Source organism: Aeromonas sp. OTU364 (assembly GCF_038440395.1).
Classification (GTDB): domain Bacteria; phylum Pseudomonadota; class Gammaproteobacteria; order Enterobacterales; family Aeromonadaceae; genus Aeromonas.
The window spans coordinates 25,507-44,638 of the sequence record NZ_JASATR010000004.1 but is presented as its reverse complement, the minus strand read 5'-3'; the positions used below and the strand labels follow the sequence as shown (position 1 = coordinate 44,638).

The 19,132-nt window shown below is 62.8% G+C and carries 14 protein-coding genes and 2 pseudogenes; 7 read left to right on the top strand and 9 right to left on the bottom strand.

What is annotated here, in order from left to right:
• The first annotated feature begins 89 nt into the window (after nucleotides 1–89).
• The 5 genes and pseudogenes from fadI to AAHB08_RS06145 all read left to right on the top strand — a co-directional run.
• On the top strand, nucleotides 90–1,400 hold the full coding sequence (gene fadI / locus AAHB08_RS06165; RefSeq protein WP_005325159.1) for an acetyl-CoA C-acyltransferase FadI: 1,311 nt from the start codon (nucleotides 90–92) through the stop codon (nucleotides 1,398–1,400).
• Nucleotides 1,400–3,547, top strand: a complete 2,148-nt coding sequence (gene fadJ / locus AAHB08_RS06160) for a fatty acid oxidation complex subunit alpha FadJ (RefSeq protein ID WP_342058420.1) — start codon at nucleotides 1,400–1,402, stop codon at nucleotides 3,545–3,547. Before fadI ends, fadJ begins: the two co-directional genes overlap by 1 nt.
• A 273-nt stretch (nucleotides 3,548–3,820) precedes the next feature.
• Entirely contained in the window at nucleotides 3,821–3,961 is a 141-nt protein-coding gene (locus AAHB08_RS06155; protein ID WP_081934454.1) for a TIGR02808 family protein, read from the top strand.
• Nucleotides 3,962–4,149: 188 nt separating this feature from the next.
• Nucleotides 4,150–4,707, top strand: coding sequence for a YaeQ family protein (locus AAHB08_RS06150; RefSeq protein ID WP_043129908.1), 558 nt, complete (start codon nucleotides 4,150–4,152; stop codon nucleotides 4,705–4,707).
• A 12-nt stretch (nucleotides 4,708–4,719) separates the two neighbouring features.
• Nucleotides 4,720–4,965 (top strand): annotated as a pseudogene (locus AAHB08_RS06145) (AEC family transporter); the annotation flags it as partial.
• 135 nt (nucleotides 4,966–5,100) lie between these two features.
• Here the strand turns inward: AAHB08_RS06145 and AAHB08_RS06140 are convergent.
• The 6 genes and pseudogenes from AAHB08_RS06140 to AAHB08_RS06115 all read right to left on the bottom strand — a co-directional run bounded on the left by AAHB08_RS06140 (nucleotide 5,101) and on the right by AAHB08_RS06115 (nucleotide 11,625).
• Nucleotides 5,101–6,258: a hypothetical protein gene (locus AAHB08_RS06140; protein ID WP_342058419.1), complete on the bottom strand. Its 1,158-nt coding sequence runs from the start codon at nucleotides 6,256–6,258 to the stop codon at nucleotides 5,101–5,103.
• Between the two features lie 373 nt (nucleotides 6,259–6,631).
• A pseudogene (locus AAHB08_RS06135) lies at nucleotides 6,632–7,243 on the bottom strand (AEC family transporter); the annotation flags it as partial.
• Between the two features lie 71 nt (nucleotides 7,244–7,314).
• Nucleotides 7,315–8,544: an MFS transporter gene (locus AAHB08_RS06130; RefSeq protein ID WP_342058418.1), complete on the bottom strand. Its 1,230-nt coding sequence runs from the start codon at nucleotides 8,542–8,544 to the stop codon at nucleotides 7,315–7,317.
• Nucleotides 8,545–8,590: 46 nt separating this feature from the next.
• Nucleotides 8,591–9,361, bottom strand: coding sequence for an ABC transporter ATP-binding protein (locus AAHB08_RS06125; protein ID WP_202045556.1), 771 nt, complete (start codon nucleotides 9,359–9,361; stop codon nucleotides 8,591–8,593).
• Nucleotides 9,354–10,406 (bottom strand): FecCD family ABC transporter permease, encoded by a 1,053-nt coding sequence (locus tag AAHB08_RS06120; RefSeq protein ID WP_139434622.1) that lies wholly within the window; start codon nucleotides 10,404–10,406, stop codon nucleotides 9,354–9,356. Before AAHB08_RS06120 ends, AAHB08_RS06125 begins: the two co-directional genes overlap by 8 nt.
• 97 nt (nucleotides 10,407–10,503) lie before the next feature.
• The gene (locus AAHB08_RS06115; RefSeq protein ID WP_342058417.1) at nucleotides 10,504–11,625 is read right to left on the bottom strand and encodes an ABC transporter substrate-binding protein; all 1,122 of its coding nucleotides are present in this window, start codon (nucleotides 11,623–11,625) and stop codon (nucleotides 10,504–10,506) included.
• Nucleotides 11,626–12,168: 543 nt separating this feature from the next.
• Here AAHB08_RS06115 and AAHB08_RS06110 point away from each other — a divergent pair.
• Nucleotides 12,169–15,387 (top strand): ExeM/NucH family extracellular endonuclease, encoded by a 3,219-nt coding sequence (locus AAHB08_RS06110; protein ID WP_342058416.1) that lies wholly within the window; start codon nucleotides 12,169–12,171, stop codon nucleotides 15,385–15,387.
• 142 nt (nucleotides 15,388–15,529) lie between these two features.
• Here AAHB08_RS06110 and AAHB08_RS06105 read toward each other — a convergent pair whose 3' ends face one another.
• Complete coding sequence (locus AAHB08_RS06105) at nucleotides 15,530–16,069, bottom strand: glycine zipper 2TM domain-containing protein (protein ID WP_139434607.1); 540 nt, start codon at nucleotides 16,067–16,069, stop codon at nucleotides 15,530–15,532.
• Nucleotides 16,070–16,424: 355 nt separating this feature from the next.
• On the opposite strand from AAHB08_RS06105, the gene AAHB08_RS06100 reads away from it, so the two are divergent.
• Nucleotides 16,425–18,047 carry an acyl-CoA synthetase gene (locus AAHB08_RS06100; protein ID WP_342058415.1) on the top strand — a complete coding sequence of 541 codons (1,623 nt, stop codon included), beginning with the start codon at nucleotides 16,425–16,427 and terminating at the stop codon, nucleotides 18,045–18,047.
• 147 nt (nucleotides 18,048–18,194) lie between these two features.
• Here the strand turns inward: AAHB08_RS06100 and AAHB08_RS06095 are convergent, their stop codons facing one another.
• Nucleotides 18,195–18,494 (bottom strand): hypothetical protein, encoded by a 300-nt coding sequence (locus AAHB08_RS06095; RefSeq protein ID WP_342058414.1) that lies wholly within the window; start codon nucleotides 18,492–18,494, stop codon nucleotides 18,195–18,197.
• 106 nt (nucleotides 18,495–18,600) lie between these two features.
• Nucleotides 18,601–18,891, bottom strand: a complete 291-nt coding sequence (locus AAHB08_RS06090; RefSeq protein WP_342058413.1) for a hypothetical protein — start codon at nucleotides 18,889–18,891, stop codon at nucleotides 18,601–18,603.
• Between the last annotated feature and the right edge of the window lie 241 nt (nucleotides 18,892–19,132).

Here is a 19,132-nt window from a genome sequence, read left to right as displayed (position 1 = left end):
GTATGAAAGTTGTGATTGGATTGTTAAGATGTGGCGCTATGAGGTCAGACCTCTTCCTTTTAATCTTCTCGTTTAACCAAGGAGCCAGGATGAAACAGCCATTGAAACTGACGACTCGCCAGGGCGAACGGATTGCCGTCGTGGCGGGTCTGCGAACCCCCTTTGCCAAGCAGGCCACCGCCTTTCACGGCGTGCCTGCGGTGGATCTCGGCAAACTGGTGGTGAGCGAGATGCTCGCCCGCACCGATCTCGATCCCAAGCTCATCGACCAGCTGGTGTTCGGCCAGGTGGTCCAGATGCCGGAAGCCCCGAACATAGCCCGGGAGATAGTGCTCGGCACCGGCATGAGCGTCAGCACCGATGCCTATAGCGTGTCGCGCGCCTGCGCCACCAGTTTCCAGGCGGTGGCCAACGTCACCGAATCCATCATGGCCGGCACGGTGGACATCGCCATCGCCGGCGGGGCCGACTCCTCCTCCGTGCTCCCCATAGGGGTGAGCAAGACCCTGGCCCGGGCCCTGGTGGATCTCAACAAGGCGCGCAATCTGCAGCAGCGTTTCAATATCCTGCGTCGTCTGCGCTTGAAAGACTTGATGCCGGTGCCGCCCGCAGTGGCCGAGTACTCCACCGGCCTCTCCATGGGACAGACCGCCGAGCAGATGGCCAAGAGCCACCAGATCAGCCGCGAGGCGCAAGATGCTCTGGCGCACCGCTCCCATACGCTGGCGGCGCAAGCCTGGGCAGAGGGCAAGCTCAGCGGCGAGGTGTTTACCGCCCACGTGCCCCCCTACAAGTCGCCGCTGGAGCGGGACAACAACATCCGCGAAAGCTCGGATCTGGCGAGCTACGCCAAGCTAAAGCCGGTGTTTGACCGGCTGCATGGCTCCGTCACCGCCGCCAACGCCACCCCGCTCACCGACGGCGCCGCCGCCGTGCTGCTGATGCGCGAGGGGCGGGCGAAGGAGTTGGGGTTGGAGCCGCTTGGTTATATCCGCAGTTTCGCGTTCTCCGCCATCGACGTCTGGCAGGACATGCTGATGGGCCCCTCCTATGCCACGCCGCTGGCGCTGGACAGGGCTGGCATCACGCTGGCCGATCTGACCCTCATCGACATGCACGAAGCCTTTGCCGCCCAGACCCTGGCCAACCTCAAGATGTTTGCCAGTGCCGAATTTGCCCGCGACAAATTGGGCCGGGATCAGGCCATCGGCGAGGTGGATATGGACAAATTCAACGTCCTCGGCGGCTCGCTGGCTTATGGCCACCCCTTTGCCGCCACAGGTGCGCGCATGATCACCCAGACCCTGCACGAGCTGCGGCGTCGGGGTGGGGGACTGGGGCTCAACACTGCCTGTGCGGCGGGTGGGCTGGGTGTGGCCATGGTGCTGGAGGTTGAATGATGAGCGCTAAGACTTTTTCACTGGATATTCGCAAAGACGGCATCGGCATCCTCACCATGGATGTGCCCGGTGAGAGCATGAACACCCTGAAGGCCGCCTTCGCAGACGAGATCCGCACCGTGCTGGCCGAGATAAAGGGGAACCGCGATCTGATCGGCCTGGTGATCGCCTCCGGCAAGAAGGACTCCTTCATCGCCGGGGCCGACATCGGCATGCTGGCCGCCTGCACCAGTGCCCGTGACGCCGAGACGCTGTCGCGGGAGGGCCAGGTGGTCTTCGCCGAGATCGAGGCGCTGACCATACCGGTGATCGCCGCCATTCACGGCCCCTGCCTCGGCGGCGGGCTGGAGCTGGCGCTGGCCTGCCATGGCCGGGTGGTGACAGATCACGCTAAAACCGTGCTGGGCCTGCCGGAAGTACAGCTCGGCCTGCTGCCGGGCTCCGGCGGTACCCAGCGCCTGCCGCGCCTCATCGGGGTGGCCAAGGCGCTGGATCTGATGCTGACCGGCAAGCAGGTACGGGCCAAGCAGGCCAAGAAACTGGGGCTGGTGGACGATGTGGTGCCGCCTTCCATCCTGTTGGAAGCCGCCATCAAGCTTGCCAAGAAGGGTAAGCCCCGCCATCAGTTGAAGCGGGATCTGCAGGGCAAGGTGCTGGAGACCAACGCCCTGGGTCGCAAGGTGCTGTTCGATCAGGCCCGCAAGGGAGTCAAAGCCAAGACCCGTGGCAACTACCCGGCCCCTGAGCGGATCCTCGAGGTGGTGCGCATCGGCGTGGAGGAGGGGATGCAGGCTGGCCTGGCCGCCGAGTCCCGCCACTTCGGCGAGCTGGTGATGACGGCGGAATCCGCCGCCCTGCGCTCGATTTTCTTCGCCACCACAGAGATGAAGAAAGAGGTTACCTATCAGGGCGCCGAGCCGCGCAAGGTGGCCCATGCCGCCGTGCTGGGCGGGGGCCTGATGGGGGGCGGCATCGCCTTCGTCACCGCCACCAAGGTAGGGGTGCCGGTGCGGATCAAGGACGTAGGGAGCGCCGGCATCGGCAACGCCATGCGCTACAGCTATGACCTGCTGGCCAGGAAGCTCAAGCGCCGCCAACTGCTGCGCAGCGAGCTGGAGAAGCAGATGAGCCTGCTCACCGGCACCCTGGACTATTCCGGTTTCCACCGGGTGGACATGGTGGTGGAGGCGGTATTTGAAGATCTCGCCCTCAAGCACCAGATGGTGGCGGACGTGGAGCGCGAGTGCGCTGAACACACCGTCTTTGCCTCCAACACCTCCTCCCTGCCCATCCACCAGATAGCGGCCAATGCCGCCCATCCGGAGCGGGTGGTGGGGCTGCACTACTTCAGCCCGGTGGACAAGATGCCGCTCGCGGAAGTCATCCCCCATGCGGGCACCAGCCCCGAGACGGTGGCCACCACCCTGGCCTTCGCCCGGGCCCAGGGCAAGACGCCTATCGTGGTGAAAGACGAGGCGGGCTTCTACGTCAATCGCATCCTGGCCCCCTACATGAACGAGGCGGCGCGCCTGGTGCTGGAAGGGGAGCCGGTGGAGGTGCTGGACGGCGCCCTGCTGGACTTCGGCTTCCCGGTCGGCCCCATCACCTTGCTCGATGAGGTCGGTATCGACGTGGGGGCCAAGATCTCCCCCATCCTCGAGAAAGAGCTCGGCGGCGAGCAGTTCCAGGCCCCCAAGGCCTTTGACAAGCTGCTGCAAGACGATCGCAAGGGGCGCAAGAACGGCAAGGGCTTCTACCTCTACGGCAAGGCGGCGCCGCGCAACAAGCTCACCGGCAAGGAGGGCAAGAAGACGGTGGACGAGAGCGTCTACGCCGTGCTCGGGGTCAAGGTATCGCCCAAGCTGGCCCGCCAGGAGATCGCCGAGCGCTGCGTGCTGCTGATGCTCAACGAAGCGGCCATGGCGCTCGACAGCGGCGTGGTGGCCTCGGCCCGTGACGGCGACATAGGTGCCATCTTCGGTATCGGCTTCCCCCCTTTCCTGGGCGGTCCCTTCCGCTACATGGACAGCCTCGGCATCGATCACCTGGTGGGGCGCCTCGAGTTCTACCAGAAGCGCCACGGCGATAGGTTCGCCCCCTGCGCACGCCTCAAGGCGATGGCGGCGGAGCAGCAGCGCTTCTACTGATCCCAGGCGATCTGCAAAGGATGTACGCGAGGCGACCCCGGGGTCGCCTCGCTTTTTTGTCTGACCGTGAGCAGGGAAGGGGGGAGCGCTTGCCCCATGGGCAAAAAAGCGGCACATCAGGGGCCAAATCATTGATCTGGCGCAAACTGGTGCCCCATTTATTACTTTGGTGGCATAGGACTCAGGCGCCGGTTGAGGTCAAATAGCCTTATCAGGAACGGGGACTACTCCGTCACGAAAGGGACACCCATTTCACTGGATGAAGGACACACTATGAGTCTGCTTGAACAAACCATCTGGAACATATTGGGATACGGGGCCATGCCCTTTATCTTCCTGAGCGGCTTCGTGGCCGTGGCAGTGATCTGCTGCCTGCTGCTCAATGCCTTCGGGGTCAAGTCCGCCGAGAAGTGAGTCACTCTCGTTCATGCCGCCAAATGCCAGTCTCACGACTGGCATTTGTTTTATGTGTCTTTTAAGGCACTTATCCAGGCCCAAGTGGGGAAACTGTGGTCAATATGGTCGAACCCGGCGGCCATTTTGATTACACTGGCGCCCGGCATGTCCGCCCTTTTCTCTTTTATCAGGTGTTCACGATTTCTATGGCGCTCAAGGCAACCATCTTCAAGGCCCAGATCAGCTTGTCTGACATGGACCGCAATCTCTATCAGGACTTCTCCCTCACCCTGGCCCGTCACCCCTCCGAGACCGACGAGCGGATGATGATCCGGCTGGCGGCCTTTGCCTGGCACGCCGCCGAGCGGCTGGAGTTCACCAAGGGACTCTCGGCGGACGACGAGCCCGAGCTCTGGCGCAAGAACTACTCAGACGAGATCGAGCTCTGGATTGAACTCGGCCAGCCCGACGAGAAGCGCCTCAAGAAGGCGTGCAACCGCTCCCGTCAGGTGGTGCTCTATCTCTACGGTGGCCGCGGCACCAGCGTCTGGTGGAAGCAGAACCAGGGCAAGCTCGGCCTGCACGACAACCTCACCGTGATCGAGCTCTCCGACAGCCAGACCCTGCCCCTGACCGCCATGGTGGAGCGCACCATGCAGCTCACCTGCACCATCTCGGACGGCCAGCTCTGGGTCAGCAACGGCACCCTGGAGGTCACCCTGGATCCCGTGGTGCTGATGGGACGCCCCGCCCGCGAACTCTAAGACGGACTCCCCATGCTCAGTGCCCTGCTCGATATCGTCATCCCGGTGTTTGCGGTGGCGGGCCTCGGCGCCCTCTACGGGCGGCTGCGCGGGGGAGCCGAACTCGGTTACATCAACCGGGCCAACATAGAGCTCTTCTCCCCGGCGCTGGTCTTCTCGGCGCTGGTGAAATACCCCCTGGATCTGGCGGCCCACCTGCCGCTGATCGCGGCCGGGGCCCTGGTGATCCTGCTGCCGGTTTTTTCATTCTCTGTGGTCGGTTACACCAATAGCTAAGGGGTCGGTATCAGGCAACATAAAAGGCCCCTAGATTCACTGTGCTATCACAGAGTACCGAGAGACCTTTAGGAGGCGAGTTTATGGTGGGTGTCTTCAAGCCGGATGCTTGTATTTTTATAAGCCTACGTCTTTTTGTTTTTCAACATCTCTGTCACATGATTCTTTATTAGTAAAACTATATTCAAGAGTCAGATAACCGTTATCTCCAGTGGTTGCCCCAGCGAACAACCCAATCTCCAATAATTCGTTTGGCAATGGCTTTTTTTCCTTACCCCAAACACTATATAAATATCTATCCTCTTTTTGTAACCCACGCATCCAATACTGAGGGTCATTCCACAATGACCCTGATACTAGGAAATCCGTTCTTTTGTGAGAGCCATAACGTTCGTCTAGTTTTCTCTCAAAATCATCAAATTCGGATTTTAACTGGATACCATGTCCATTCGTCGGGATATCCTTTCCAACCCCTTTGATCCAACAAAGCCCGGTTTTATCTGATATTTTAACGACATACTGTTCAAATTGAGGATGAGCCTTAGGTGGGGTATCTAACATATAAACCCCTGTGCTAATAGGCGTCAAATGCCCCTTAAACATCTCCTTGGTCATCCCCATAGCCAAACCAAATGGACCGTCTGCAGCTAATATGTCCCCCTTATCAGCTACCGAAGCAGGTGCCATCGCTGGTTCATTTACAGTATTTGAAATGCTTGATGTAGGAGAATTATCTGGTTTGCTATTTGGTTCAGCGCTAGCTTTCACTGTGAAAGGTAACCCGTATTTTGCGACTAAAAGCTGCTGTTGAAGAAGTGCCAGAGTCTGCTCTTGGGTTGCCACAGTCGACATACTGATTGCTGCTATCAAACCACCGCTATACTGTGCCGCTTTTGCTTTAGCTTCCACCAGTTGTTGCTTTGCTTGTTCAATTTCGCTTTGTAGTGACTGAGCGCGCTCGGGGTCAGGTTGACTGGTTGGTGCTATGACAGTCACCTTCGCACCAGTTTCAATTGCTTGAATGCGTTGATTAAGTATGTCTCTACTCAACTTCAGTGTTTCTTCTCGCACCTGCATGATAGTCTTAATCAGCCCGCCGTTGTACTGCGCTATTTCGCCGGAAACAATGTCTATTTCTTGTCCTAGCCTATCTCGCTCTTGTTTGAGCTGGCTGACCATCTGTTGCTCTTGTGGCGTTAACGTCCTTGGTTCATTACAAGCAGAAAGAATAAAAGCTGAACAAACCAGTAATGCTATCTGAGTTTTTTTAAACATTGTGCCCTCTTCTCCTCAGTCTAAACTTCAATACTGAATCAGTACACCTGTCAACAAAACCTGTATGACCATCCGCAGCCTAAACCCATTTTCAGTTACTACACTGACCAGTCAGCCATAAAAAGAAAGCCCATCAAATGGGGTTATTCTGTATCTGTGAAGAAACACGCACTTTAAAGTTAGTTTCCTCATTTAATAAAAGGATCTTGTTGCACACGCTGCTACATCAACTGCCTTTGCTCCACCACAATCGCATATTGGAGACATCGACAGTCCATGCTTAAGAGCCCGTAGATTCGATTAGCGAAGCGTAATCGGACTTTCGCGATAGCAATAAAAAGGACGCCATCAGGCGTCCTTGAAAAAAACTGGGTCAACTCCCCAGATGCAGCGCCAACCACACCGCCAGCGGGATCACCACCACGGAGAGTGCATTGCCGCCGAGCACTATGCTGGCCACCTTGTCGGGCTGGCACTGGTACTGCTCGCACAGCATGTAATTCAATACCGCCGGGGGCAGCGCCACCGACAGCATCAGCAGTGGTATCCAGTCAGGTTCAAGTGGCAGCAACCAAACGGCGATGCCAAGGGAGATCCCCCCCGCCAGCAGATAGAGCAGGTTGCATTTGAGCGCGAGCCCCAGGTGGCCCAGCTCCCCCTCCATTAGCCGAACCCCCAAGGCAAACAGCATCAGGGGCACCGCTATCTGGCCGAGCAGGGAGGCGCTGGTCACCAGGTAGTCCGGCAGCGGGATCTGCAGGTTGGCCACCAGCAGACCGGCGAAGGCGGCCCAGAGCACGGGGCTTTTCAGCCAGCCCCAGCGGGAGCTGCTCGCTGAGAGGATAAACATGCCCACCGAGAAGTGGAGCAGGTTGGAGAGCACGAAGAGGATGACGATGGCGCCGAGCTGCTGCTCGCCAAAGGCCAGCACCATCAGCGGGATGCCGAGGTTGCCGGTGTTGCCGGTGTTGCGAAACATGGCGGGCTACAATTGGGGCAAAGTCAATCACTCGAACGACAGGGGCGGCCATACCAAGTAATGCATGGCCGCCCTGTTTATTTGTTGACGGGCGCTTGCACCTGACCATCCTTGCGCAGCTGGGTATAGAGGCCAAACCCGGCCAGCAGGCCGGCGAGGGCCAGCAGCAACCAGATGGCGGTGGCGGGGCGGCTGCCTGCATCCCCCAGCATAAAACCGATAAGCAGGTTGCCAAAGAGCGCCATGCAGCCCCCGGCGCTGGCATAGAAGCCGTAGTAGCTGGCGAGCTGCTCAGGGGGCGCGTAGCGGGGCAGCTGGGCGGCAAAGAGCGGGAAGCAGAGGATGGAGCCCAAGGAGAGCAAGGCCACCTGCGCCAGGACACCCGCCGTCGGCCAGGGGGAGAGCAGCGGCAGGGTCAGGTAGCTCAACCCCATCACCCCGATCCCCAGCCCCATGGCGAGCGGCACCCCAAGGCGCTGCTCCACCAGACGGGACGCCGGCAGCTGGAACAGGACGCCGATCACCGCCGAGAGGGTGAAGACGCCGCCGAGCAGCTGGGTGGCGTCCGGCAGGCTCTGGATATGGGCGGGCAGGGCGAGATAGAGCTGGTGGAACAGGATCTGGTAGCTGCCCGCCAGCAGGGTGAACATCATGAAGGGGCGCTGGCGCAGGATCTCCCGCCATTGGCGCAAAATGGCGCCGCGCGTGCTCTGGTTGCTGACCGGTCGCTTGGGCAGCACCCGATACTGCAGCACCCCTAGCAGGGCGAACAGACTAGCCGCCAACAAGCCTGTCAGGGCATAGCTCTGCTGGGTCAGGGCCAGGCCGACCAGGGGGCCGAGCAGCATGCCCGCCTGGCTGGCGAGATTGTGCAGGGCGAAGGCGCGCTGACGCTGACCGGGGGCGCTGCATTCGCTGGCGAGATAGGCCTGGGCGCTGGGGGTGAAGAGGGCCCCGGCAAAACCGGTCAGGGTCGCCGCCAGCAGCAGTATGGGCAGGGACTCGGCCCAGCCCAGCAGCACGAAACCGACCGAGCGTACCAGGCAGCCCCAGACGATGGCGGGGTGATAGCCGATGCGATCCCCGAGCGTCCCCCCCAGCAGAAAGAGCCCCTGCTGGCTGAAGACCCGCATTCCCATGACCAGGCCGCAGGCCCAGCCGGCGAGGCCAAGCCCGCTGCCCATGTGCTGGGCGAGGAAGGGCATCATCATGTAGAAGCCGAGGTTGAACGCCAGCCCGTTGATGATGAGCAGGCGGGCGGCCGGGCTCATGCCCTGCCAGTCCCGCCAGTAGGAGGCGCCGTTCATCTTGTGTGTACCCGGGGGCCGGTTGCGGGCCATGCCGAATGCGCCGTCATGATTGTCTTCGCAGGGTACGCAGGAAGGGGATGCCGCTCTGATCGTGGCTTATCTGCACAGGTACCTGGTAGAGGCGCTCGATGAGGGCCGCGTCGAGCACCCGGGCGGGGGGGCCGAAGGCCTGCAGATCGCCCCCTGCCAGCACGATCAGCTGATCGGCAAACTGGGCCGCCAGGTTGAGATCGTGCAGCACCACCAGGGTGATCCACTGCTGCTCCCGGGTCTGCTGGCAGAGGTGCTCCATCAGCTGCATCTGGTGATGCAGGTCCAGGGCGCTGACCGGCTCGTCCAGCATCATGATGCGGGGATCCCGCAGCAGCACCTGGGCAAAGAGCACCATCTGCCGCTGGCCGCCGCTCAAGGAGTAGAGGGGGCGATCCGCCAGATGGGCGATGCCGAGCGCCTGCAGGGCGCGGCCGGCCGCCAGTATGTCCTCGTCCGCCAGACGCATGGAGAGGCTGTCGAGGCGCCCCAGCACCACCACTTCGATGACGCTCAAGTCCAGCTCCAGCTGGATGTTCTGGGGCATGTAGCCAAACTGCTGGCGCCATTTGGCCTGGGTCATCTGGCGGGCACTCTGGCCCCCCAGGCGGATGTCGCCAGCGGCCGGGGTCAGTTCACCGAACAGGGCGCGCAGCAGCGAGGTCTTGCCGGTCCCGTTCGGGCCGATGATCACATGGACCTGACCCGGATGCAGGGTGAGGTCGAGCTCCCGCAGCAGGGTCTGCTGGCCGAGGGAGAGGGAGAGTCGGGTTATCTCAAGCACGTTTACGCCCCCTGCCGAGGATCAGCCAGATGAAGAAGGGCACGCCAATCAGGGCGGTGACGATGCCGATGGGAAAGAGGGCCCCCGGAATGATGGACTTGGAGAGCACAGAGGCTGCCGACAACATGCAGGCGCCGCACAGGGCGGAGAGCGGGATCAGGAAGCGCTGATCTTCCCCCACCAGCATGCGGGCGATGTGGGGGGCCACCAGGCCGACGAAGCCGATGATGCCGACGAAGCTGGTGGCGGTGGCGGTGAGCAGGGCGACCAGGATCAGGGTCTTCATGCGCAGCCTGTCCACGTTGACCCCCAGGCTCCGGGCCCTGGCTTCCCCCAGACGCAGGCTGGTGAGGGCCCAGGCATCCCGATAGATGAGCAGGGTGCAGATCAGGGTGACGGCGGCCGTGATGATCAGGGAGTCCCAGGTGGTGCGCATCAGGCTGCCAAACAGCCAGAACATGATCTGCTGGTTGAGCTCGGGGGAGGAGAGGAACTGCAGCAGGGAGAGCAGGGACTGGAACAGGAACAGCAGGGCGATGCCCGCCAGGATCAGGGTCTGGCTGCTGATGTTGCGCATCATGGCCAGACCAAACAAGAGGCTGGCGGCAAACATGCACAGGATGAAGGCTCCGGCCGGAATGGCGATCAGGGGAGGGAGCCCGAGACCGCCGCTATAGAGCGCCAGTGCGGCGCCAAGCCCGGCCGCGGCCGCGAGCCCCAGGGTGAAGGGGCTGGCGAGGGGGTTGTCCAGCAGGGTCTGCATCTGGACGCCGCCAAGGCCGAGGGAGGCGCCGACCACCAGGGCCATCAGGGCGATGGGCAGGCGCATGTCATGGACTATGGTGCGGGTCATGGCGTCCGCCTGGGCGGGAGAGAGCAGGGCATTGACCACCTCCCCAAGGGGCAGCAGGGAGGGACCGGTGGCGATGTCGAGCACTAGCGTGATGCACAGCACCAGGGTGAGCAGCGCCAGCCAGTGCCAGCGACGGCGCTCCCGTTGCCGCTGGCGGGTGAGGGTCTGCTGGAGGGCAGCCAAATCATTCATGATGACAATCCTGAAGCGGGCGCCATGAGGGGCGCCCGGTTAAAGAGGGATGACGAAGAGGGCTCTGCCGAGGGGGACAGAGCCCGAACGACCGGATTTAGTTGGCTTCACCCGGCTTGATACCCAGCATGAAGGTGCCCTCGGGACGGATGGGCAGATAGCTGCGGTAGAAGCCCTGATAGGTGGCCAGGGGATCGAGATCCTGGAACAGGTCCGGGTAGAGGGCCTTGGCCATGAACTCGATGAGGGCGGCATCCATGATGCTGCGGGTGGCGCCGTGATAGACCGCATAGAGGCGACCCTGCTGCACCGCGGGCAACTCGCTCCAGCCCGGACGGGCGGCAAAGCCCTGCAGACGCTGGCGCACCGTCTCGGCCGAGACGTCCTGACCCACCTGCATCGCTTCTGCGCTGCTCACGCTCTCGTAGCCTGCCATCAGGATCACCTCGGGTTTGCTCGCCAGCAGTTGCTCAGGGTGGATGGGACCCCAGCGCTCGACGAAGGGCGCCGCCACGTTGTCACCCCCCGCCAGCAGGGCCATGGCGCCCCACATGTCCTTGCCATAGGTGTAGCTGTACTCGGCCGGGCCCTTGTCACCCAGCTCGATATAGACCCGGGGGGGCTGGCGCTTCGCGGCGGCGATGCGGGAGGTGATGATGTCAATCTTGGCCTTGTATTCGTCGGCCATCTTGCGGGCACGGGCCTCCTGGCCGGTCACCTTGCCAAGCAGCAGGGTGCTCGCCATGTGGCGGGCCAGGGTCTGGGCGTTGTAGTCCACCACCACCACTGGGATGCCTGCCTGCTCGAGGCGCGGCAGATCCGGGGCCAGGGCCTCGTATTGCCACTGGGCCAGGATCACCAGATCGGGTTTGACCGCCAGGGTCTTCTCGATGGAGAAGCTCTGATCCTGCACGTTGCCAAGGTCCGGCACCCTGGCCAGTTGCGGCAGGCTGGCCACATAGAGGGACCAGATGGCAGGGCGGGACTTGACGAACCAGCCGCGGGACATGCCCACCAGGCGATCGGCGCCGCCTTCACCGGCCACGGCCAGATAATCCTCGGGATAGAAACCGAGCACGATGCGGCTCGCGGGCAGGCTCAGGGAGACCTTGCGGCCCATCACATCTTCCACTTCAACGGGGGCGGCGGCCTGTGCCATCCAGCTCATCAGGGCGAGCTGACCAAGCAGCAACAACTTTGCCAGGGGGTGACGAAACATCTTGTGAAACCTCGGGGGATAAGGCCTAAAAAAAGAAGTGAGAACTATTGCCATTCGTGAACCGAAAAGCAATAAACGTTTGTCCTGTCTCCTCTTTTGTTAATTTTGTCATTTCTGGAATCGGTTTCACACGAGCACAGAGTGCCGTTCCAATGGAGCCCATCTCTCTGTTTTCACGGATCATGGGGGCCTGTGGCGCCTATCTGGCTGCACCTGGAACCACGCTCTGGCCGTCTCGCTCGCGTCTCTGAAGCGGGGCTCAGCCCCGGACTCTGCTCGATGTCGAGCCCCCTGGCATGGCCCCCCAGAGGTGGCGACGATTTCCTGCGCACCGATGACAGGCACTGCCCATTCGGGTATTGATCGTCACCTGCGCGCAACAATTTGCGGTCATTGTTAGCCAGCTCCCAGCGGCTCCGTCGTCAAAGGGGCAGAGTAGGCGCGATCTTGGCCCCTGGCCGAGTTCGACAGCAACAAGGTGCTGCGGCCCGCCTTGCGCGGGGCGCCAATAACATGATCTGCAAATAAAAAAGGAAACTGACCATGTCAGGAAGACACTCTCTGGTAGCGCTGGCCGTCGGGCTGGCGTTGGCGGGACAGGCACAGGCGCAACTGCTTGTCACCGAATACCTGGAAGGCGCTGGCAACAACAAGGCTTTGGAGCTGAGCAACCTCGGCAGCGACGCCGTCGATCTCTCCCAATACCGGCTGGCGCTCTACGCCAACGGCAAACCCCTCACCGATGCCCCCACCAACAGCCTGGCGCTGCAAGGCTCCCTCGCCCCGGGGGCCAGTCTGGTGCTGGCCAACCCTTCCGCCAACGCCGAGATCCTGGCCAAGGCCAATCAGACCAGCGGCAACCTGGTGTTCAACGGTGACGACGCCCTGGTGCTCTATCGCGGCAGCGAGATAGTCGACAGCGTCGGCCAGGTGGGGGTGGATCCGGGCACGGCCTGGGTCTCGGGCAACGTCTCGACCCTGGACATGACCCTACGCCGCAAGGCCACCGTCAGCACGGGCCGCACTGATGCGACCGGCCCCTTCGATCCTGCGCTCGAATACCTGGCCGCTCCCAAGGATGACGCCAGCGGTCTCGGCTGCAGCGGCGATGCCCCCTGTGATGGCAGCCAGCCGCCTGCCTTCGTCTGCCCGGTAGACACTCTTGTGCCGGTGCCCGCCATCCAGGGCCCCGGCAGCAGCAGCCCCCTGGTGCCGGCCGGCAAGTTCGAGTCCGAGCAGGCCTATGCCACCCGCGGCGTGGTGACCCAGGTAGTCAGCGGCCTCTACAAGGGCTTCTTCATTCAGGACGCGCAGGGGGACGGGGATCCGGCCACCTCAGACGGCCTCTTCATCCACAGCACCCAGGCCAACGGCGCCCTGGTGCCAGGGGCCGAGGTGTGCGTCTCGGGCAAGGTCAAAGAGTATTTCAACCAGACCCAGCTCAGCGCCGATCAGCTGGTGGTGACCCAGCCGGCAGGGGCCTTGCTGCCAGCGGTGGATCTGGTGCCGGTGGGAGGCGAGAGCCTGAGCCAGCTGCTGGAGCGCCACGAGGGGATGCAGGTGCGGCTGGTGCCGGAGTCCAGCCTGGTGGTGACCCGCAACTTCAGCTTCGATTACGACGGCAAGCGCAACAACCTGGTGCTTTCTTATGGCGCGCCCCTCATCAAGTCGACCCAGAAGTTTGCCGCCATGAGCCAGGAGGCGAGCGACTGGGCCCTGCGCAACCAGCAGAACCAGCTGGTGGTGGAGACGGACGCCAAGGCGCCGGACGGCGTGCTGCCCTGGTTCCCCGGCTTCAACGCCGAGGACGGTTATCTTCGCATCGGCGACAAGCTCAACGGGCTGGAGGGGGCGCTCGGCTACTCCTACAACCTGTTCCGGCTGGTGGCCAGCAACCGCATCGACGCAAGCCAGATCGATCACAGCGGTTGGGACAGGGTGGAAACGCCCGAGCTCGCCGAGGCGGGGGATCTGAGGGTCGCGAGCTTCAACGTGCTCAACTTCTTCACCACTGTGGTGGGGGGGGATGCCAACCCCACCGGCAGCAACAGGGGCGCCCTGACGGTGCCTGAGTTCGAGCTGCAGCGCACCAAGATCGTCAGCGCCATCACCCGCCTCAACGCCGACGTGGTGGGGCTGATGGAGATAGAGAACAACGGCTACGGCGACAACTCCGCCATCGCCAACCTGGTGGCGGCCCTCAACGCCGCCCAGCCGGACGAGGCGGATCACTACGCCTGGGTGGCTTCCCCCGATGGCCAGCCCATCGGCACCGACGCCATCACGGTAGGGCTCATCTACCGGCCCGCCAGTGTGACCCCGCAAGGGGCCGCGAGCCTGATCGCGCTGCCGGTACAGCAGGCCGAGGCGCAGGACGCCAGCGGCAAGCCGGTGACCATCAATCAGGGGATGCGCGAGTCGCTGGTGCAGCGCTTCAGCTCCCCCAAGGGAGATGCGCCCCTGACCCTGGTGGTCAACCACCTCAAGTCCAAGGGCTCCGCCTGCTTCGAGGATTATCCCGACTACGCCAGCGCCGATCCCCTGGACGGCCAGGGTCACTGCAACGCGCTGCGGGTCTCCGCCGCCAAGGTGTTGGGGGAGACCCTCAAGGGGGTAAGCGGGGATCTGCTGCTCATCGGCGATCTGAACGCCTACGGCATGGAGGATCCCATCCGGGTGCTGACCGACTATGATCCGGCCGCCCAGGCGCGCCAGATCATGAGCGCCTCCTTCACCACCCTGGCGGGTCAGCCGTATGAGGAGAGCGGCAGCACCCTTGGCAAGGGGTATGGCCTTGTCAACCTCAACACCCGCTTCCACGGCACCGACACCTACTCCTACAGCTATGAAGGGGAGCTCGGCAACCTGGATCACGCCTTGGCAAGCCCTGGCCTCGCGGCCAAGGTGATCGGCATCGAGGATTGGCACATCAACTCCGCCGAGAGCAACTTCTTCGAGTACGGCAGCAAGTACAGCGGCCAGCTGGCGAAATCCGAGGGGCCCTTCAGCGCCTCGGATCACGATCCCGTGCTGGTGGCCATCCAGTATCCGCTGCCCCCCGCCGGCGTCTTGAGCCTGGAGAGCGCCGCCGCCAGCGTGGAGGAGGGCAGCACCTTGTCCTTGAGCGTGGCGCGCCGTGACGGCAGCCATGGGGAGGCCAGCGTCAGCTACCGCATCGCCTTTGGCAGCGCCGATGCCAACGACGTGGCGCCCCTCACCGGTACCCTGCATTGGGCCGCCGGCCAGAGCGACAGCCAGAGCATCAGCATCCCGGTGAAGAGCGACACCCTGCACGAGGGGGACGAGACCTTCACCCTGGAGCTCTATGATGCGAGCGGCGCGACCCTGGGGGAGCAGCACCAGACCCTGGTGACCATCAAGGACAAGCTGGCGCCCTCCACCATCTCGTTGGCGCACGCCAGCCTGACGGTGAACGAGGGGCAGTGGTTTGCGGAGATCCCGCTGGTGCGAAGCGGCGATCTGAGCAAGCCAGCCCGTGCCACTCTGGGCCTTGAGGGGATCACCGCGCGCTGGGGGCTGGATTTCCTGCCCTGGTTCGGCCAGACGGTGAGCTGGGCCGCGGGCGAGGGGGGCAGCAAGTCGGTCAAGGTGCTGATCCTGGATGACTGGTTCGTGGAGTCCACCGAGCAGTTCAGCGTCAACCTCGAGAAGCTGAAAGGGGCCCAGCCGGGCACAGTTCAGCAGACCCGGGTCGACATTCAGGACAACGACAAGCCCTGGTGGCCCTTCGGCCGCCACTAAAGGTGAAAGCGAGATAGAAAGGGGCCTGCGGGCCCCTTTTTGTTGCGGATACTTGTTGTTGCAGACAGATGTTGTTGCGGACATGAAAAAGGCCCACCGATGTGGTGGGCCTTCTCCATGGCGGGGCGCTCCTAACGGAGTATCAACCCTGCGCGTTGCTCAGTACCAGCTTGCCATCCTTGACGGGGATGGTGGTGCCGGGTTTTTGTTCCATTCGCACTACCCCTTCCTGACCGGCGAGGCGGTAGGTGACGTCATAACCCAGGGTGCGGGTGCTGCTATCTTGTACCGTCTTGCAGCGCTGCTCAGTGGTGGTGTAGGTGTCCCCCGCCTGCATGTTGCCCTGCACCTGGTTGCCGGCGTAGCCGCCTGCGACGGCCCCCGCGGCGGTGGCGACCTTCTTGCCGCTGCCGCCACCAAACTGGTGGCCCACCACGCCCCCCAGGGCCGCACCGACCACAGTGCCCAGGATCTTGTGCTCATCCTGCACCGGCTTGCGGTGGGTGACGGTGACGTTGCGGCACTCCTGGCGCGGTGTCTTGATGGTCTCGGTCACCGGCTTGCTGGCCAGCACCTCGGCAAACTGGGGCTCTGAGGTAAACAGGGATCCGCTGGCTGCCGCCGACAATGCCAGCGCAGAGGCAATACCGATCCCGACACCTGCCAACATGGATTTGTTCATCGCTCTTCTCCTCGTACTTGTACCCGTTGAGGGCTTGGGACCATTCTTGGCATTTTGCGCGTCAGGCTCAAGGCAAGCGCCTACGGATCGCGACAGAGGCTGACTGCGCAAAAAACGACCGCACCAAAATAGCGTCTGTGTTTGGCGACAAAGGGGGCGGGTCAGTGGAAGTCATAAGGCAGATCAGCCGGCGTGGGGTCCCACCAACCTAAGACGTTTTGCTAATACCTGCCCCCAGAGCCCCTTGATACCCTTGATACCCTTGCATTTCGTACCAGAAAGCCGCCGCCGGCACGATGCCAGGGCGCGTTCACGGCTGCACCGCCGCTTTGTACCCCGACGAGGAAGGAACCCGATGACAAGCCAGAACATCTACGAGAGAGGCCTCGATAAAAATGGCGCCAATTTCGAGGCCCTGACCCCCTTGAACTTCCTGGCCCGGGCGGCCAGTGTCTATCCCGACTACCCGGCCCTGATCCACGGCCCCCTGCGCCAGAGCTGGGCCCAGACCGAGCGCCGCTGCCGCCGGCTGGCCTCGGCCCTGCGCCGCCGCGGCATCGGCGAGGGGGACACCGTCTCCATCGTCGCCCCCAATGTGCCGGCCATGTTCGAGGCGCACTTCGGGGTGCCCATGAGCGGCGCCGTGCTCAACACCATCAACACCCGGCTCGATGCCGATGCCATGGCCTTCATCTTCCAGCATGCCCAGAGCAGGGTGGTGCTGGTGGACAGGGAGTTCGGCACCGTGGTGCGCAAGGCGCTCTCTCTCATCGACAGCCAGCCTCTGGTGATCGCCATCGACGATCCGACCTATCAGGAGGGGGAGCTGGTGAGCGAGTTGACCTACGAGGCCTTCGTCGCCACGGGGGATGAGCAGGAGCCCGGCTGGCTGCCGGCGGACGAGTGGCAGGCCATTTCGCTGAACTATACCTCCGGCACCACGGGCAATCCCAAGGGGGTGGTCTACCACCATCGTGGCGCCCACCTGAACGCGATCAACAACGCGCTCTCCTGGGAGCTGCCCAAGCACCCCGTCTATCTCTGGACCCTGCCGATGTTCCACTGTAACGGCTGGTGTTTCCCCTGGACCCTGGCGGCGACCGCCGGGGTGAGCGTCTGCCTGCGCCACGTGCAGGCGGGCGCCATCTATGAGGCGCTGCACGCGCACAAGGTGAGCCATTTCTGCGCCGCCCCCATCGTCCTCAACATGCTCAACAACGCCGATCCGGCCCTGAAACTGGGGCTCAGTCATCCCATCAAGGCGATGACGGCGGGGGCGGCGCCACCCGCCACCGTGATCGCCGGCATGGAGGCCATGGGGATCGCCGTGACCCATGTCTATGGCCTGACCGAAACCTATGGCCCCTGCGTGGTGTGCGAGCCCCAGCGAAGCTGGCAGGGGCAGGATGCCACGGCGCTCTCCCGGCTCAAGGCGCGCCAGGGGGTGACCTCACCGCTGCAGGGGGAGATGCGGGTGGCCAACCCCGTCAGCGGCGAGCCTGTGCCCCGGGATGGCAAGACCCTGGGGGAGATCTTCCTGCGTGGCAACATCGTCATGAAGGGCTATCTCAAGAACCCGGCGGCGAGCGAAGAGGCGATGGCGGACGGCTGGTTTCGAAGCGGGGATCTGGCGGTCTGGCACCCGGACGGCTACGTGGAGATCAAGGACAGATCCAAGGACATCATCATCTCCGGCGGGGAGAACATCTCCAGCCTGGAGGTGGAGGACGTGCTCTATCGCCACCCGGACGTGGACGAGGCCGCGGTGATCGCCATGCCGGACGAGAAGTGGGGGGAGGTGCCCTGCGCCTTTGTGAAGCTCAAGGAGGGTAGGGTGCTCAGTCAGGCGGAGCTGATTGCGTTCTGCCGCGAGCAGATGGCCCACTTCAAGGCCCCCAAGCGCATCATCTTCACCCCCCTGCCCAAGACCTCCACCGGCAAGGTGCAAAAGTTCATGTTGCGCAAGCAGCTGGAGTGACTCAGGTGAGGGCCTCATCCAATCAACGGGCCTGCGGGCCCGTTCTTTTTCATCCAGAGAGCGCCTGCTCAGAAGCGTGTCTGGCGCAAGGTCGACCGTCCCTCTGCTTGACGGGGACGCGCTGGCGACCAGCCATCCTGGCGCCTCTCAGCGGGGCGGGTTGGCGCCCTTGATGCGCTTGTGCAGCGCCTGCCACAGGCTGGTGATGAAGTAGTAAAGTCCTCCTGCTTCACTGGCCTTGGTGTACTCCGCGAGGGGCTCTATCATGCCGCTTTTGAACTTGTCGAGCGCCTCTTTCTCGTTGGCTGCGTCGATATAATCCCCCACCACCTCGAAGCCCTGCTCCAGCAACTGTGACTTTTCAGGCAAGAATGAGGGGGACGACATCAGCAAGAAGGTGACGCTGGCGGGATCCTGTCCCTGACGGAAGAACTGGTATTTGCTCATAGGGCCTCTGGGGTGGACTGTGCCCCCGCATTATCCATGGGGGCCTTGGCGCCGGACAGGCCCCATTTGCGGCATCCAAAGGGGCCTCCATTCAGGTCGGCTTCAGTCAGCCTCTTGGCGGTTTCTCCTTGCCAAACAGCCTGGGTGCATGGAGCAACATGGTTCTGAAGAGGCCTATGGTGCCGGGGCCACCATAGGGGCGGCTGGGATCGGCCATGTTGAGCTGATGGGATTCGGCCGCCGCGCGGGCATCAGGGGCCAGTATGGGTTCGCCTATGACCTCGAACCCCTGTGCCAGCAGGGTGGCCTTGTCTGCCAGGAAGCTGGCCGACGCCATGTCGAGCAAGGTGAAGGCGGCGGGCGCCTCCGGGGTGGAGAAAACCTGAAATTTGTTCATCGCGCCTGGGGAGGTGAGGGTGGTGCGCCATTATCACCGCCGCCCCTGGGATGAGCGACTCCCTGTTCAGGGGGGCCGCCAGCCTGGGTATCTCCGATCCTGTCAGGGGTACAGCGTCCTTGACGCGCCCTGACAGTGGCAACTCCCGCGAAGAGGGCGCCAGCGCACGAAAAACGGGCCCCTGAGGGCCCGTTTTGTCGAGATGAGTTCAACGATTACTTGGTATGGCGCTCATACAGGC

Coding starts and splice junctions, on each gene's coding strand:
- AAHB08_RS06150 (WP_043129908.1), top strand. CDS start 4,150: ATGGCGCTCAAGGCAACCATCTTCAAGGCCCAGATCAGCTTGTCTGAC.
- AAHB08_RS06105 (WP_139434607.1), bottom strand. CDS start 16,069: ATGAACAAATCCATGTTGGCAGGTGTCGGGATCGGTATTGCCTCTGCG.
- AAHB08_RS06100 (WP_342058415.1), top strand. CDS start 16,425: ATGACAAGCCAGAACATCTACGAGAGAGGCCTCGATAAAAATGGCGCC.
- AAHB08_RS06130 (WP_342058418.1), bottom strand. CDS start 8,544: ATGAACGGCGCCTCCTACTGGCGGGACTGGCAGGGCATGAGCCCGGCC.
- fadJ (WP_342058420.1), top strand. CDS start 1,400: ATGAGCGCTAAGACTTTTTCACTGGATATTCGCAAAGACGGCATCGGC.
- AAHB08_RS06090 (WP_342058413.1), bottom strand. CDS start 18,891: ATGAACAAATTTCAGGTTTTCTCCACCCCGGAGGCGCCCGCCGCCTTC.
- fadI (WP_005325159.1), top strand. CDS start 90: ATGAAACAGCCATTGAAACTGACGACTCGCCAGGGCGAACGGATTGCC.
- AAHB08_RS06140 (WP_342058419.1), bottom strand. CDS start 6,258: ATGTTTAAAAAAACTCAGATAGCATTACTGGTTTGTTCAGCTTTTATT.
- AAHB08_RS06110 (WP_342058416.1), top strand. CDS start 12,169: ATGTCAGGAAGACACTCTCTGGTAGCGCTGGCCGTCGGGCTGGCGTTG.
- AAHB08_RS06115 (WP_342058417.1), bottom strand. CDS start 11,625: ATGTTTCGTCACCCCCTGGCAAAGTTGTTGCTGCTTGGTCAGCTCGCC.
- AAHB08_RS06120 (WP_139434622.1), bottom strand. CDS start 10,406: ATGAATGATTTGGCTGCCCTCCAGCAGACCCTCACCCGCCAGCGGCAA.
- AAHB08_RS06095 (WP_342058414.1), bottom strand. CDS start 18,494: ATGAGCAAATACCAGTTCTTCCGTCAGGGACAGGATCCCGCCAGCGTC.
- AAHB08_RS06155 (WP_081934454.1), top strand. CDS start 3,821: ATGAGTCTGCTTGAACAAACCATCTGGAACATATTGGGATACGGGGCC.